This window comes from Streptomyces fuscichromogenes (assembly GCF_014645815.1).
In the GTDB taxonomy this organism is placed as follows: Bacteria; Actinomycetota; Actinomycetes; order Streptomycetales; family Streptomycetaceae; genus Streptomyces; species Streptomyces fuscichromogenes.
In genome coordinates, this window is the sequence record NZ_BMML01000036.1 from 42,959 (window position 1) to 58,101 (window position 15,143).

Genomic DNA, 15,143 nt, shown 5'->3' on the forward strand with positions numbered 1-15,143 from the left:
TGACAACCGGCCCCGGCGACCGGCCGGGGCGGCGCCTCACGGAACGGTGCGCGAGACGACGTAGATCATCGGGAAGTTGGGGTCGGCCGTGTTCACGACCACGTCCTGGGTGGGCGCCGGGTTCTTCTGCTTGTGCGTCAGGCCCGACCAGGTCCCGGGGCCGGTGAACTTCCAGCCGCTGATCTTCTGGTCGCGGGAGCTGATGGTGATGTCGTCCTTCCTGAGCGCGTCCCGGTTGACGCCCATGCCCTCCAGGAAGCTGTCCAGTCCGGCGCTGTTGGTGCGGAACTGGACGTAGAGACGGCTGGTCTTCCAGTTGTTGGTCTCGTAGTAGGCGATCGTGTCGGCCGGGTGCGGGACCGGCACCTGGTAGAGGCGTCGCTGCACCTTCGACGGCCAGCCCGCGGTGAGGCCGGTCGCCGAGTACTTGGACTCCTTGTCCTTGCCGCTGTCGCGGCTCTGGGCGGCGGAGATCACCAGATAGCCGGCCGGCACACCGATGAGCAGCCCGATGATCAGCAGCGTCAGCGCCCGGCGCTTGGCCTTGTGCCCCGGGGTCTCGGGCGGGCGCCGCGGTTCCTCCGGGGACGCGGCCTGGCGGGGCAGCGCAGCGGTCATGCGGTGTCCCGGGTACGGCGGGCCTCCGCGAACCGCTCGTAGCGCTCGTAGCGCTCCACCCGGCGCCGGTTGGCGCGCCGGAACCGGCGGGCGACGAGCCGGGCCAGGTCGGCGGCACCGACCATGCCGGCCTCGGGGCCCAGCTGGGCGCGGGCGATCCGGGCTTCGGGGCGGTAGCCGCGGCCGGTCAGCTGGCGCTTGAACGCGTCCCGCGCGGGGCCGATCAGCAGGTCGTCGGCGGCGCTGACGCCACCGCCGATCACGAAGCAGGACGGGTCGAGGGCGGCGGCGAGGTTGGCGATGCCGACGCCGAGCCACTGGCCGATGTCCTGGAGCAGCTCGATGCACATCGCGTCGCCCTCGCGGGCCAGCTCCGTGATCATCGGGCCGGAGATCTCGTTGATGTTGCCCTTGACGTGCTCGATGATCCCGTAGGCCACCGGGGAGTCGGCCGCGGCCAGCTCCTTGGCCTCGCGGACCAGCGCGTTGCCGGAGCTGTACTGCTCCCAGCAGCCGCGGTTGCCGCACGGGCAGCGGTGGCCGCCGGGCACGACCTGCATATGGCCGAACTCGCCGGCGACGCCGTACTTGCCGCGCTTGACCTGGCCGTCCTCCAGGATGGCGCCGCCGATGCCGGTACCGAGCGTGATCATGACGAGGTGGTCCTCGCCGCGGCCGGCGCCGAAGCGCCACTCGGCCCAGGCGGCGGCGTTGGCGTCGTTGTCGACCAGGACGGGCACGGCGAGCCGGCCGGCGAGCCGGTCGCGCAGCGGCTCGTTCCGCCAGGACAGGTGCGGCGCGAACAGCACGCGGTTGCGGTCGGCGTCGACCCAGCCGGCGGCGCCGATGCCGACGGCGTGCACGTCGTGCCGGTCGGACAGGTCCAGGACCAGTTCGACGATCGTGTCCTCGACGACCTTCGGGCTCTTGGACTTGTCCGGGGTCTCCGTGCGGAGCTTCTCCAGGATGTTGCCGTCGGCGTCCACGACGCCTGCCATGACCTTGGTGCCGCCGATGTCGATGCCGACCGTCGGCACGCGCGGGGCCGTCAGGTGGGACCGGCGCTCCCTGGTGCCGACGGTACGCAGGACCGGGGCCCGGCGGGAGCCGATGGGGGCGGTGAGGTCGCGGTAGGTGCTCATCGGGCTTGATTGTGCCTCACCGTGAGAAAGGGTGCCGTTCGGGGGACATAAGGAGATGCGCGCCGTCGCCGGGTGCCGGTGCGTCGTGGCTGGTCGCACAGTTCCCCGCGCCCCCGGAGGGGCGCCGCACAACCCTCGTCATATTGTCAGGACATTAGAACCAGAATCTCGGCGCGTTCAGGACCGTACGAGCAGCTGGAACTCGAAGGAGTACCGGGTCGGGCGGTAGATGTGGTCGCCGAACTCGACGGCGCGGCCGGTGTCGTCGTACGTGGTGCGCTGCATGGTGAGCAGCGGGGCGCCCTCGGGCTCGGCGAGCCGCTCCGCCTCGGCGGCCGTGGCACCGCGCGCGCCGATGGACTGACGGGCGCTGTGCAGGGTGATCCCGGCGGCCCGCATGAGCCGGTACAGGCCGGTCGCCTCCAGCTGGACGGTGTCCAGGTCGAGCAGGCCGGGCGGCAGGTAGTTGGTCAGGTACGCCATCGGCTCGCCGTGCGCCAGCCGCAGCCGCTCGATCCGGTGCACCTCGGTGCCCTCGGCCAGCCCGAGCGCGGCCGCGACCTCCGCGGACGCCGGGACGACGGTGTTGGCCAGCACCTTCGTCGCGGGGCGCTGGCCTGCCGACTCCAGGTCGTCGTAGAGGCTGCTGAGCTCCAGCGGGCGCTTGACCTGGCTGTGCACGACCTGGGTGCCGACACCCCGACGGCGTACGAGCAGGCCCTTGTCCACGAGGGACTGGATGGCCTGGCGGACGGTCGGGCGGGACAGGCCGAGCCGTGCGGCGAGCTCGATCTCGTTGCCCAGCAGGCTGCCGGGGGTGAGCGAGCCGTGTTCGATGGCCGCCTCCAGCTGCTGGGCGAGCTGGAAGTACAACGGCACCGGGGAGCTCCGGTCCACACTGAGGTCGAGCGACACGGTCGGGTCCACATCTGGTTTCGGCACGGGCCCGAGCGTATCTCCGTGACGGGTTGACGGGAAGTTGTGTAGTTCGATTGTCCGGACATACGGATTGACAGCGCGCGGGCTTCACCAGCACCTTGTTCCCATGCGCATCGGGGTCATCGGGACGGGCCGCATCGGCACCATCCACGCGAACACGCTCAGCCGCAATCGCGAGGTCGGATCGCTGATCCTCACGGACGTGGATCCCCGGCGGGCCCAGGATCTGGCGCACCGGCTCGGCGAGACGGCGGCGCCGGGGACGGACGAGATCTTCCAGTGGGGCGTGGACGCCGTCGTGATCACCGCCGCCACCTCCGCCCATGCCGACCTGATCGGCCGGGCCGCGCGCTCCGGACTGCCGGTCTTCTGCGAGAAGCCGATCGCCCTCGACCTGCCCGGCACCCTGCACGCCCTGGCGGAGGTGGAGAAGGCCGGGACGGTCCTCCAGATGGGCTTCCAGCGGCGGTTCGACAAGGGGTACATCGGTGCCCGCGAGGCGGTGCGTTCGGGCCGGCTCGGCCGGCTGCACACGGTACGGGCGCTGACCTCCGACCAGTCCCCGCCCCCGCCGGAGTGGCTGCCGCTGTCCGGCGGGCTGTTCCGGGACACGCTGATCCACGACTTCGACGTACTGCGCTGGGTGACCGGCCGCGAGGTCGTGGACGTGTACGCGACCGGCTCGGACGCGGGGCCCGCGATGTTCCGCGAGGCCGGTGACGTGGACACGGGCGCGGCGGTGCTCACCCTGGACGACGGCACGCTGGCCACGGCCACCGCGGCCCGGCTGAACGGCGCCGGCTACGACGTGCGGATGGAGCTGTCCGGCGAACGGGACACCGTCGTGGTGGGCCTGGACGACCGTACGCCGGTGGCCTCGACCGAGCCGACCGGGCCACCGCCCGCGGACAAGCCGTGGCCCGGCTTCCTGGAGCGGTTCGGGCCCGCCTACGAGGCCGAGCTGTGCGCCTTCGTGGACGTGGTGCGGGGCCAGCTGACCAACCCCTGCGACGGGCGCGAGGCACTCCAGGCGCTGCGGATCGCGGAGGCCTGCGAGATCTCCCGGCACGAGCGCAGACCGGTGGCGCTCGCGGAGATCCCGGACCGCCTGGCCTGACCGGCAGCGGCCACCGGCACACCGGGAGGCCGCGGCCCCTCGCATCACCGCTCACGGCCGACGGATCCGCACCGGACCGGCCCGCGACACCTACCTCGGCGCGGGCTCGGTCGCCAGGTTAACTTCCCGAAAACTTAACGGACTTGGCGGGAAATTCTTCAGACTTGTCATTGACATGCCATCGTCTACGCGCGTCATCATGGAGCCATGAGATTCCCCCCACGAATCACCCGCATCGGCGCCGCGGGCGCCCTGCTGTCCGCCCTCCTCGTCGGCGGTACCGTCACCGCCGCCACCGCGGACGCCGCCGCCACCTCGGTCGGGAGTATCTGCTACAGCGATCTGCCGTCGCAGGCCTACGACACACTCGACCTGATCGCGTCGGACGGCCCGTTCCCGTACTCGCAGGACGGGACCGTCTTCCGCAACTCGGAGGGCGTCCTGCCCAGTGAGCCGTCCGGCTACTACCACGAGTACACCGTGAAGACCCCGGGCTCCTCCACGCGCGGTGCGCGCCGCATCGTCACGGGCGAGGAGTACGAGGAGGACTACTACACCTCCGACCACTACGTCACGTTCGACCTCATCGACTTCGGCTGCTGAGTCACCCGTCGATCGATCCGAGGAACAGTGCGGTCCGCTGGAGGCCTGCCCCCTGATCGGCCGGCCTTCCCGCCCCTCGCCCCCCACGGCGAGGGGCACGGACGTCCTCATCGCCTCGGCCCGTGCTGGAGTCCATGAAATTGCCGGAGGGGCAAGGGCGTTGATCCCTTCATGACTCGACGCCCGGCGCCTCGCCCACTGTCCGACGAAGCCCTTTCAGGCCTGCTCGGCCGACAGCGGTTCGGCACGCTCGCCACCGTCAGGCGCAGCGGCCACCCCCATCTGACAACCATGGCGTACAGCTGGGACCCCGAAGCCCGCATCGTACGGTTCTCGACCACGGCCGACCGGGTCAAAGTCCGGCACCTGCGGCACAATCCACGTGCGGCGCTGCACGTGACGGGCGGTGACGTGTGGTCGTTCGCCGTCGCCGAAGGAGAGACCGTGGTCTCCGAAAGCACGACGGTCCCCGGGGACGCGGTCGGGCGGGAACTGCTCGCGATGATCCCGATCGCCGCGAGGCCCGATGACGAGGCCGCGTTCCTGGAGGAGTTGGCCGCCGAGCGCCGGGTGGTCATCCGGCTGAAGGTGGACCGGCTGTACGGCACGGTGCTCGACGTCGACGGCTAGGACATGCCGGGTCCGTACGGGCCACAGCGGCGCCGCCCGCATCCTTCGGACCTTGGCGGAAACACGTTGATGATCAATATCAAATGTCCGCACTCTTGCACTTTGGGAAGCTTCTCTGCATGTCGCTTTACTGCCATGCATTTTGGTGAGGGAGTCCTTCTGTCGCGGTAGGCCCCCTGCGGAGTTCACGCTGTACATCGTTGCGACATCGCGGCCGCTATACGGCCATAGACAACGAGTACAGGAGAACTGGGATGAAGTACATCTTTCGCACACACCTCACACGGTTCTGCGCGACGGTCACCGCCCTGCTCGCCGTCGGCCTGCTGGGGCACGTCCACGGCGGTCGGTACGAACGGCCGGAGCACGCCAGAGTCGAGGCGACCTGCGAAGCGCCGCTGCGCTGCGACGACACCTCCTGGGGCGGTTGATCCAGCGCCCGCCGGCCGGCCCACGCCCCGTCATGTGCCCGTGCTCCGCAAGGCACGCGGCGGGGGTGGGGTGCCCAGCGACTTCGGGCGCGCCCTCAGTCATCGAGGACCAGTTCCATCAGCAGCGCGACGCTGCGCTGGCCGAACACGGCACAGCTGAAGCCCGCCGGGATGTACAGCACCTCGCCCGCCAGCAGGCGGTGCTGGAACTGCCCGACCCGGGCGGGCCACCGGGTGCCGAGCGGGGCGAGCCGTACCTCCACGACGCCCTGCAGCATCACGACGAAGACGTCCGCCGCGATGTGCCTCTCCTCGTCGGCGTCTCCGGCACGGACGGTGCGATACGCGACGCAGACCTGGCGGTTCACCAGCTCGCCGAACTTGCGTGCGACGACATGGGCGGTATCCCCCACCGGCACCTCGGACCGACCGTGGGCGTCCACGAGAGCCTGCACGACCGATGCCTCGCCCTGCGGCCACACCACGGCCGCGCTGCGACCGCCGTGGGTGTCGAAGGACAACGCGATGTCCTCGAGGAACAGCTCCAGGTCGAGCCGGAAGTCCGGTGCTTCTGCGTCCATGCACGTCTCCTCAGGTGGTCCCGCACACGCGGAGATACTGTGTCGGCTCCCTCGTCGAAGCGATGCGGGAGGAGATCCGGCCGACCGGTCGCTCTCCCGCCGGCACCTGACCGGAGTGGACACAGCAGCGGTTGTCCCGCCGCGCTGTGACACTGTTGTCGCTCGTCCCGACGGACCGACGACCACCCCCGACGTGGGCGTGAGAGCGTGCTCTCAGGCCGGTTCCACGCGTTGCGGACGACGGGTTCGTCCCGAGTCACCGGGCGCCGTCGGGGGCGGGCACGCGTGCCCGCCCCAACCATGACTTTGCTGCAGACCGACAGGACGGCTCAAGTCACTGGTTCTCGGTACCGGATGCGGGCGGCCGGTTCGTCAGTTGCGTCTTCGCCGCGAGCACGCCCGCCTGGAATCGGCTCTCGGCACCCAGGCTGTCCATGATGTCGGCGATGTGCCGGCGGGCCGTGCGCAGCGACATTCCCAGGCGACGGGCGATCGACTCGTCCTTCAGACCGGCGGCCAGCAGGTCGACGATGGTGTGGTGGATCTCCTTCGCCACGCGTTCCAGACCGTCCTGGGCGGCGTCCGAGAAGGGAGTCGCCCGGACCCAGGACTGCTCGAATATGTCGTAGAGGTAGCTCACGATGGTGGGCTCCCTGATGGCGACCGCTCCCCAACTCCCCGTCTTCTCCGGTAAGAAGGCGAGGCTGCGGTCGAAGATGATCAGGCGGCCGAACAACTCGTACGAGGTGCGGTACTCCGCGCCGAGGACCGTCGCCGCGGCGACGTACGCCTGGCTCGGGCCGTTGAACCGCGCCGTGTGGTGGTAGAGGGTGCGCATCCGCACTCCCCGCGAAAGGAGCGCGTGATCGCGGCCCAGGGCCTCCTCCATCGCCTCCGGAATCCGGGCGTTGCCGCCGGGCTGACTGCTGACCACCTCTTCCCGGCACTCGGCCGAGGCCCGGTTCAGGGCCGCCCTTACCTCCTCCAGCGTCGGGACCAGCTCGACGGTGGAATCCTGGTCGCCGGGCCTGCGCCGGAGGAAGCGGTCCCGCAGCCGGTCGATGGTGCCGCGTATGTGCTCCAGCTGCTCCGTCTGACGGCGGATCGAGTCGCGCAGGGGTGTGGTCAGCATCGTCGACACGGCGTCGGGGTCCACCGCCATGACCTCGTCGGACCCCGGCCCGACGGCCCTGATCAGGCCGAGGTTGCCCAGCCGCTCCAGTGCCGCGGACACTCGGTTGGGCGGAAGACCGAGCTCGGAAGCCGCCTGGCCGGTACGGCAGCCCCCTCCGTCGACGATCCATCCGTACACGAGGATGTCGTCATCCTCGCAGGGGAGATGGCCCAGCGGCGCTCTCGGTTCGCTCATTCGTCCAGTATCCGCGTGATGCGCCGAAGGTCGACGCGACCCGAGGACGAGGCGGCGGCACACCACGTGACGTTCCTTACGCGTGACCGGCCTTCGGAACCGAGCCCCGCGGCCGGGCAGCGGTTCCCCGCGAGCGCGCGGTGGGCCGACGGCCGATGTGACGAGGGGCCCCCACCGGCCGGTCCGGTGCGGGCCCCTCGTCACGGAGGCGTGGGGGCGGCCGTCACCCCTCGTCGCCCGGTCCCGTCCGGACCTCCAGCGACGCGGGCCGGAAGAAGCCCAGCTCCACCGCGAGGATGACCAGCTGGGAGCGGTTGGTGACGCCCGCCTTGCTCCGGACGCGCCGGATGTGGGTGTCCACGGTGTGCGGGCTGATACCCAGGCCCCGGGCGATGGACCGGTACGTCTCCCCCCGGCACAGCCGGACGAGGACTTCGCGTTCCCTGGGGGTGAAAGTCGGTTGGGCCAGTTTTCGCAAAGACATGAAAGCCCCTGGTGAGTAGGCATACGGCCCGGCCACAGCTGGGCGCTCCATCGCGGTCAGCCGTCCCAGGAGCTGTCGAGGCCGCACGGTCGACGCCCCGGCGGATGACGAGTTCTCCTGGCGGCGGGAGACGCGGCCCGGTACGTGACCGCGTCCGGTACCAGCGTGCGGGGAGCGGGCCCCGCTCACCAGGAAGAAGGCACGTCAGCTAACTGCTTGGCATCAGGAGGACACGTCGACATATCGGGCGAGGAGTTCTGTTCCCGGCGCAGTACCGGAGCGAGCGCCGCGAGCACGGCGAGGACGAGCACGCCCGCCAGCAGCAGCGGGGCGCGGACGGTGGTCGCGGCCGCGGCGATGCCGGCAAGTGCGCTGCCCACGGGGTTCAGGCCCCAGGCGAGCATGCGGTAGACACCGGAGACCCGGCCCAGGACCGCCGGTGGCGTCAGGCGCTGCCGGCGACTGGAGCACAGTACGTTCCACAGGCCGAGCCCCGTCCCGGCCAGAGCGCACCCCAGCCACAGCACGGCGGGCCGGGGGAACAGAGCGAAGGCGGTGAACGCCGCCCCCGCCGCCGCCATCCCCGAGATCATCGCTCGGGCGCCGCCGACCCGCGCGGGCAGCCGTGCGGCCAGCACGGCCCCCAGCAGTGCGGCCACGCCGAAGACGGTGACCACGAGCCCGACAGCGCGCGGGCCGAAGGCGAGTTGGTCGACGGCGTACAGCGGCAGCAGTGTGTTGACCGCCGAAACCGCCAGGCCGGCCGCCGCCACCAGAACGACCAGCGCTCTCAGTTCGGGGTGGCCGAGGAGCAGCCGGGCGCCCTCGGCCATCTCGGACCGCACGCGCGGGCGTCGCGGGCCGGCGGTGGCGGCCGGCCCGCCCGGCGCGGGGAGCGTGGCGGTCAGCCCGGCGGACACCACGAAGGTGAGACCGTCCAGGGCGAACGCCCACACCGGCCCCACCGCGAACAGAGCGCTGCCCGCCAGCGGGCCGACGAGGCCCGTCGCCACCGTACTGATCGAGTAGAAGCGGGAGTTGGCCGCCTCCAGCTCGTCGGGGCGGGCCAGCCGCACCATCATCACCTGGGAGGCGGGGTCGGCGAAGAGTTCGAGGGCGGTGAGGACGAACGCGAACGCGCACAGCACGGCCACCGAGGGCGCTCCCGCCGTCAGCACCGCCACCAGTCCCGCCGTCGCCACCGCCCGCAGCGCGTGGGCCACCACCAGCACCGTGCGCGGCGGCAGCCGGTCCACCAGGGCGCCGGCGGGCAGGGCGCCGAGCAGCCACGGCAGGGTCTCCGCCGTCGCCACCGCGGCCACGGCGAGCGGGGCGTGGCTGTGCACGGTGACGTACAGCGGCAGGGCGACCGCACGGGCCCCGTCCCCGCACATCGAGACCGCCCAGGCCCACGAGAGCCGGCGGAACGCCGCCGACCGCACACCGTGCGGGCGTTCGCGGGACACCCGGCTCGTGCGGGTCGTGCGGCTCATGCCTCGGCCGCGGGGGCCAGTGCCCTGGCGAGCCGGCGGACGGTCGGATGGAGGTAGAGCTCCCGCATGGGCAGCGCGGGCAGCCGCCGGGCGGACATGGCGGCGGCCACCCGGACGGCGTAGAGCGAATTGCCGCCCAGCGAGAAGAAGTTGTCGTCCGGGCCGACGGGCACCCCGAGGACCGCCTCCCACACCTCGGCCAGCTGCGCGGACAGTTCCGCGGACGGTCCGCGGGAGTGCCGGCGCGCGGTGGGCGGATCCTGGACCGCTGCGGCGGGGGCGGGCGGCCGTCGGACGGCGGCCGGTGCCGGAAGCCGTCGGGTGTCGAGCTTCCCGTTGGCCGTCAGCGGCAGCGCCGGGAGAGCGGTCACCGTCGCGGGGAGCATGTACTCGGGCAGCAGCGTGGCCGCCCGGCCGCGCACCGCCGCGGTGTCGTCACCGTCGAGCACCACGTAGGCGTCGATGCGCGCCGCCGCGGCGTCCTGCGCCCCCTCGCCCGCCACCAGTACGGCGGCGGCGGTCACCGCCGGGTCGTCCAGCAGTACGTTGCGGATCTCGTCGAGTTCGATCCGGAAGCCACGGATCTTCACCTGGTTGTCCAGTCGTCCCAGGTGCTCCAGCCGCCCGTCCGGCCACAGCCGGCCGCGGTCGCCGCTGCGGTACATGCGGCCGCCCCGGAAGGGGTCCGGCAGGAACCGCTCGGCGGTCAGCTCGGGCCGGTTCAGGTACTCCAGGGCCACGCCCGCACCGCCGACATGGATCTCGCCCGGGGCGCCGAACGGTACCGGCCGGCCGCGCTCGTCCAGCACGTACAGGTACCAGCCGGGCAGCGCGGGGCCCACCGACCGGGAGCCCGCGAGCACCTCGCGGCGGGTGACGGTCTGTGCGGTGACGTGCACCGTGGTCTCGGTGATGCCGAACATGTTGACGAGGCGGCAGGCCGATTCCGGGTAGCGGTCGAACCAGGTCCGCAGCACACGGGTGTCGAGAGGCTCGCCGCCGAAGACCACCAGCCGCAGCGACAGGGGCCTGCCGTGACCGCGGTCGGCCTCGATGAGCTGCGCGAACGCCGACGGCGTCTGGCTGAGGACGGACACCCGCCGTTCGACCAGCAGGTCCCGGAACTCCCCCGGTGAACGGGAGACCCAGTAGGGCACGACGACCAGGCTGCCCCCGGTCAGCAGCGGACCCCAGATCTCCCAGACCGAGAAGTCGAAGGCGCTGGAGTGGAAGAGCGTCCAGGTGTCGTCGGGCCCCAGGCCGAAGTCCTCCCGGGTGGCGTCGATCAGGGCGACGACGTTGCGGTGCGGGACGACCACGCCCTTGGGCCGGCCCGTGGAACCGGAGGTGTAGATGACGTACGCGGCCTCCCCGGGACCCCGGCCGGGCGGCGCGAGCGTCCCGTCCGCTCCCGCCGCGGCCACCTCGTCGGGGCGCACGGCGCGCGCCGAGGTGGCGGGCAGGGCGTCGACGTCCGTGACGACCAGGCGCAGGCCGGCGTCCTCGGCCGTGTAGGCCAGCCGGTCCGCGGGGTGGGCCGGGTCCATGGGCACGTACACGGCGTCGGCCTTGAGCACGGCCAGCATGGCGACGACCAGGTCCGGCGAGCGGCCGAGGCACAGCCCCACCCGCTCGCCGGGGGTCACGCCCTGGGCGAGGAGTCCTACGGCCATCCGTTCGGCACGGCTGTCGAGCTCCCGGTAGGTGATGCTGTCGCCCTCGCAGACGAGCGCCACGGCGTCCGGCCGCCGGGCCGCCTGCCGGGCGAACGCCTCGTCCAGGCGGTACGGCGGCCACTCCGGCGTGGTCGCCGGTCCGCCCGCGCGGACCAGCTGCTCCCGCTCGGCGCCGTCCAGCAGGTCGATGTCGAGCGCGACGGCCGGCCGGTCCTCCGGCGCGGGCGCGGCCAGCCGGGTGTAGGCGGTCACCACATGGCGCGCGAACCGGGCCGCGGAACCGGCGTCGATCTCGGCGAGGCGGTGGTGCACGGTCAGGACGTCCTCGCCGCCCGCGCCGCGGTCCGGCACCAGGGTGAGGTCGAACGTGCCGGCCAGGCAGGGCAGCACGGTGGGCAGCCCGTCCGGCCCCTGCCGCCCGGCACCGCCGGGCACCGCGAGCACACCGGCCCTGACCCGGTGTCCGCCGCTCGTCAGTTCGGCGTACGTCGACGGGTCGCACCAGGCCTGCGGTGCGGTGATCGCCTGCCGGGCCCGGTCGACGAGCTCGGCCGGCCGGCCGCCGCCCACGTCCACGGGCACCAGGACGTTCCCCTCGAACGGGCCCAGCGCGCTCTCCGGCCGACCGGGAAGAACCGTCAGGACGCCGATCACCGGCCTTTCCACCCCCTCGTAACGGGCCTGGACCACGGCGGTCGCGACGACGAGCAGGGCCGGGTCGAGCCCCGCGCCGCCCGTGGCGGGCACCGGCACCGCCAGGGTGGCGGTGTCCGTACCGGCCGTGGGATCGCCCTCGGCCCAGGCGGCGGGCCCCGCGTGGTCGCCGTCCGGCCGGCTCGGCGGCGAGGGCCGCGGTCCGGGCCAGTCCGGTCGCAGGGGCCGCGGCCGGTCCGCCGGGACGCGGCCGAGCAGTACGTCGGCCACCAGGCGCAACGAGGCCATGTCCAGATCGGCGCGGTGCGCGGTCAGCACCAGCTCGGTCTCGGCGCCGGGGCCGGGGCCGGTGAACAGGACGGCACGCAACCGGCTGCCCGGAGCGACGGGGCGGTACAGCTCCGCACGGAGGGCTCCGGCCGTGGCCGGCGTCCGCTCCGTCCACAGCCGTGGCAGACGCTCCGGGGCGTCCTGCGGCCACCAGGCGCGGACCGCCTCGCTCAGTGCGGCGGCGACGTCGTCCGCCGAGGTCCCGGCCGGCAGGCGGACGCGCAGGGCGTGGCAGTGCGCCGCCGACGGGCGGTCGCCGGGAACAAGGGGGGGTTCGGTCCCGGATGCGGACATGGAGAGCCTCCTGTGCGGTGGATCGAGGGGTGGGTCGACAAGGGCGGAACGGACGCGTGACCGGGTCGGCAGGTCGGGGCAGGGCGAGAAGTCACGGCCCGGACCGGGGCGGCAGCCGGGCCGGCCGGCTCAGCGGCTGGTGAAGCCGCCGTCCACGGTGAGTACGCTGCCGGTCATCTGCCGGGACCGGTCGGAGGCGAGCCACACGGCCGCCTCCGCGATGGAGTCGGGCTCGACGAGTTCGTTCGTGGGCTGGTCGCGCACGAAGGTCGCCTCGTGCTCGGCGACCGGGATCTCCAGCGCACGGGCGATCTCCGACAGCATCAGTCCCTCGGCCTCGGGCGCGTCCCGCACCGAACCCGGACACAGCGCGTTGACGCGGATCCCGAGCGGGGCGAGATCGAGGGCCGCGGCCTTGGTCAGGCCGACCACGCCGTGTTTCGAGGCGACGTAGCCGGCGAAGTGGCGGTAGCCGACGAGGCCCGCGGTGGAGGCGACGTTGACGATGCTGCCGCCGCGCTGCCGCGTCATGTAGTCGGCCACCGCGCGGATGCCCCGCCAGGTCCCCGTGAGGTTGATGTCGAGCATCACCTCCCACTCGTCCTCGTCGTACTGGTGCACGGCCCGCCCGGACGGTGCCGCGATCCCGGCGTTGTTGACCAGGACGTCGATCCGCCCGAAACGCTGGTGCGCCTCCCGCGCGGCGTCCCGCAGCGCGCCCGGGTCACGGATGTCCGCCTGCCGGACCAGCACCGTCGCGCCCAGGTCGCGGCAGAGCGCCGCGGTGTGGTCGAGCTGGCTCGCGGACCCGGACCGGTAGGGCACGCCGGCGACCGGGCCGGCCGCGTCCAGCAGGAGGACGTCGGCGCCCTCCCGGGCGAAGGCCGTGGCGCAGGTCCGGCCGATCCCCCGGGCCGCGCCGGTGATCAGCGCGGCCTTGCCGGCGAGGAGCCCGGTGCGCGGCGCCGTCATCGGGAGGCCGCCGTCCCGGCCGCTTCGCCGATCCGGGCCAGCAGGCCGGCCGCCTCGGTCGTCAGATACATGTGGCCGCCGTCCAGTTCGGCGGTGGTGAAGCCGCCCCGGGTGGCCTCGGCCCACCCGGCGGCCTGGGCCGCGGTGACGAGTTCGTCGTCCCGTCCGCGCACCGAGGTGACGGGTACCGTCAGCGGCTCGGCGGACCGGGGGCGGTAGTTCTCGTGCATCTCGACGTCGGCGCGCAGCAGCGGCAGCAGCAGTTCGCGCATCTCCGGGATCTCCAGCGCCGGGTGCGTGTATCCGGCGAAGCCGCGGATGCTGGCGAGGAAGGCGTCGTCGTCCAGGCCCGTCGCGCGCTGTGCCCGCCCGCTCCACGGGCCGGGCGAGCCGCTGACGAAGAGTCCGCAGAGCGGCGTACCGGTGTCGGCCAGTCGCCGGGCCAGCTCGAAGGCGAGCACGGCGCCGAGGCTGTGGCCGAAGACCACCACCTGGGCGGCCCCTTCGAGACCGTCGGTCACCTGTGCGGCCGCTTCGTCGGCCGCGCTCTCCACATCGGTCAGCAGTGGTTCGGCGAAGCGCTCCTCACGGCCGGGCAGTTGTACCGGCAGGATGTCCATGCCCTCGGGCAGCAGGGGTGTCCACTCGCGGAAGAAGGAGGCGCCGGCCCCGGCGAAGGGCAGGCAGACAAGTCGGATGGGCTTCACTGTTCGCGGTCTCCTCGGGCGGGCCCGCCGTCGCGCGGGACGGCGGCGCTGATACGGGCGACGAGTTCGGCCGCCTGGGACTCCAGGTAGAAGTGGCCGCCGGGGAAGACCCGGACGTCCAGGCCGGCCGTGGTGGCCGTGCGCCAGGTGGGCAGTTCGGTGACGTGACAGCCCGGGTCGGCGTCACCGCCGCACGCGGTGATCGGGGCCTTCAGGGGTACGGTGCGGCGGGGGCGGTAGAGGTCGACCATCCGGTAGTCCGCGCGGAGCGACGGCAGGACGAGCGGCCGTAGTTCGGCGATGTCGTAGACGGCCGCCCCGGGGTTGTCGAGCAGGTGCACCCGGGCCACCAGCCGGTCGTCGGGCTCCTGGTGCAGGGTGCCGCGCGGCCCGGTGTGCGGGGCTCGCTGTGCCGACACGAACAGGTGGGCCAGGACGCCCGGATGGCTCTCCTCCACCCGGCGCGCCACCTCGTAGGCGACCATCGAGCCCATGCTGTGGCCGAAGAGCAGCAGCGGACGTCCGAGGAACGGGGCCAGTGCCTCGGCCGTCAGGTCGGCGAGCTGCTCCACGCTGTCGGCCGGCGGTTCGTCCAGCCGCTCCTGGCGGCCCGGGTACTGCACGGCGAGCAGTTCGACATCCGGCGGCAGCAGGCGCCGCCAGTGCTGGAAGGCGCCGGCCACGCCGCCCGCGTGGGGGAAGCAGACGAGGCGGGCCACGGGGTCGGGCACCGGGTTCCTGCGGAACCAGGGGGTCGTGGGGGCGGCCGGCTCGCACAGGGCGGCGGGCGCCGGCGGGGCGGCGGCGCTCATGCCATGCTCGCGATCAGGCTCTTCGGGCGCAGGTCGCTCCAGTGGGCCTCCACCCAGTCGAGGCACTCCTGCTTGTCCGCCGCGGTGAGCGCCACGTGCCAGCCGGCCGGGACGTCGGCGAAGGCGGGCCACAGCGAGTGCTGGCCCTCGTCGTTGACCAGTACCAGGAACGAGCCGTCGGTGTCGTCGAAGGGGTTGCTCATGAGGGGATCTCCGTATCTCGTGAGGGTGTTCCGCGGTGTGTCTGCGGTGTGTCTGCGGTTGTCCGACGTCGTCGGCGGTGTGGCCGCG

General features: G+C 72.7%; 16 protein-coding genes. 4 read left to right on the forward strand and 12 right to left on the reverse strand.

Going from position 1 to position 15,143, the window contains the following annotated elements:
* Positions 1 to 36: 36 nt before the first annotated feature.
* The 3 genes from IEZ11_RS45120 to IEZ11_RS45130 form a co-directional block, all read right to left on the reverse strand.
* Positions 37 to 618 (reverse strand): sugar kinase, encoded by a 582-nt coding sequence (locus IEZ11_RS45120; RefSeq protein ID WP_189268884.1) that lies wholly within the window; start codon positions 616 to 618, stop codon positions 37 to 39.
* Positions 615 to 1,760, reverse strand: coding sequence for an ROK family glucokinase (locus IEZ11_RS45125; RefSeq protein WP_189268885.1), 1,146 nt, complete (start codon positions 1,758 to 1,760; stop codon positions 615 to 617). The genes IEZ11_RS45120 and IEZ11_RS45125 overlap by 4 nt, the downstream gene beginning before the upstream one ends.
* A gap of 177 nt (positions 1,761 to 1,937) precedes the next feature.
* Complete coding sequence (locus tag IEZ11_RS45130; RefSeq protein ID WP_189268914.1) at positions 1,938 to 2,675, reverse strand: GntR family transcriptional regulator; 738 nt, start codon at positions 2,673 to 2,675, stop codon at positions 1,938 to 1,940.
* A gap of 130 nt (positions 2,676 to 2,805) precedes the next feature.
* On the opposite strand from IEZ11_RS45130, the gene IEZ11_RS45135 reads away from it, so the two are divergent.
* The 4 genes from IEZ11_RS45135 to IEZ11_RS45150 all read left to right on the forward strand — a co-directional run bounded on the left by IEZ11_RS45135 (position 2,806) and on the right by IEZ11_RS45150 (position 5,480).
* Positions 2,806 to 3,816, forward strand: a complete 1,011-nt coding sequence (locus IEZ11_RS45135) for a Gfo/Idh/MocA family protein (RefSeq protein WP_189268886.1) — start codon at positions 2,806 to 2,808, stop codon at positions 3,814 to 3,816.
* A gap of 207 nt (positions 3,817 to 4,023) precedes the next feature.
* A complete protein-coding gene (locus IEZ11_RS45140) occupies positions 4,024 to 4,419 on the forward strand; it encodes a ribonuclease domain-containing protein (RefSeq protein WP_189268887.1) in 396 nt (131 codons plus the stop codon).
* A gap of 171 nt (positions 4,420 to 4,590) precedes the next feature.
* Positions 4,591 to 5,049 carry a pyridoxamine 5'-phosphate oxidase family protein gene (locus tag IEZ11_RS45145; protein ID WP_189268888.1) on the forward strand — a complete coding sequence of 153 codons (459 nt, stop codon included), beginning with the start codon at positions 4,591 to 4,593 and terminating at the stop codon, positions 5,047 to 5,049.
* Between the two features lie 254 nt (positions 5,050 to 5,303).
* Entirely contained in the window at positions 5,304 to 5,480 is a 177-nt protein-coding gene (locus tag IEZ11_RS45150; RefSeq protein WP_189268889.1) for a hypothetical protein, read from the forward strand.
* Between the two features lie 95 nt (positions 5,481 to 5,575).
* On the opposite strand, the gene IEZ11_RS45155 is transcribed toward IEZ11_RS45150, so the two are convergent.
* The 9 genes from IEZ11_RS45155 to IEZ11_RS45195 form a co-directional block, all read right to left on the reverse strand.
* Entirely contained in the window at positions 5,576 to 6,061 is a 486-nt protein-coding gene (locus tag IEZ11_RS45155; RefSeq protein ID WP_189268890.1) for a hypothetical protein, read from the reverse strand.
* A gap of 334 nt (positions 6,062 to 6,395) precedes the next feature.
* Positions 6,396 to 7,430, reverse strand: coding sequence for a helix-turn-helix domain-containing protein (locus IEZ11_RS45160; protein WP_189268891.1), 1,035 nt, complete (start codon positions 7,428 to 7,430; stop codon positions 6,396 to 6,398).
* A 223-nt stretch (positions 7,431 to 7,653) separates the two neighbouring features.
* Positions 7,654 to 7,914 carry a response regulator transcription factor gene (locus IEZ11_RS45165; protein ID WP_189268892.1) on the reverse strand — a complete coding sequence of 87 codons (261 nt, stop codon included), beginning with the start codon at positions 7,912 to 7,914 and terminating at the stop codon, positions 7,654 to 7,656.
* Between the two features lie 185 nt (positions 7,915 to 8,099).
* Entirely contained in the window at positions 8,100 to 9,407 is a 1,308-nt protein-coding gene (locus IEZ11_RS45170; RefSeq protein WP_189268893.1) for an MFS transporter, read from the reverse strand.
* On the reverse strand, positions 9,404 to 12,361 hold the full coding sequence (locus IEZ11_RS45175) for a non-ribosomal peptide synthetase (protein ID WP_189268894.1): 2,958 nt from the start codon (positions 12,359 to 12,361) through the stop codon (positions 9,404 to 9,406). Before IEZ11_RS45175 ends, IEZ11_RS45170 begins: the two co-directional genes overlap by 4 nt.
* A 129-nt stretch (positions 12,362 to 12,490) precedes the next feature.
* Complete coding sequence (locus IEZ11_RS45180; RefSeq protein ID WP_189268895.1) at positions 12,491 to 13,333, reverse strand: SDR family oxidoreductase; 843 nt, start codon at positions 13,331 to 13,333, stop codon at positions 12,491 to 12,493.
* Positions 13,330 to 14,040 carry a thioesterase II family protein gene (locus IEZ11_RS45185; protein ID WP_189268896.1) on the reverse strand — a complete coding sequence of 237 codons (711 nt, stop codon included), beginning with the start codon at positions 14,038 to 14,040 and terminating at the stop codon, positions 13,330 to 13,332. Before IEZ11_RS45185 ends, IEZ11_RS45180 begins: the two co-directional genes overlap by 4 nt.
* Positions 14,037 to 14,852 carry a thioesterase II family protein gene (locus tag IEZ11_RS45190; RefSeq protein ID WP_189268897.1) on the reverse strand — a complete coding sequence of 272 codons (816 nt, stop codon included), beginning with the start codon at positions 14,850 to 14,852 and terminating at the stop codon, positions 14,037 to 14,039. The genes IEZ11_RS45185 and IEZ11_RS45190 overlap by 4 nt, the downstream gene beginning before the upstream one ends.
* Entirely contained in the window at positions 14,849 to 15,055 is a 207-nt protein-coding gene (locus tag IEZ11_RS45195) for an MbtH family protein (protein WP_189268898.1), read from the reverse strand. Before IEZ11_RS45195 ends, IEZ11_RS45190 begins: the two co-directional genes overlap by 4 nt.
* Positions 15,056 to 15,143 lie beyond the last annotated feature (88 nt).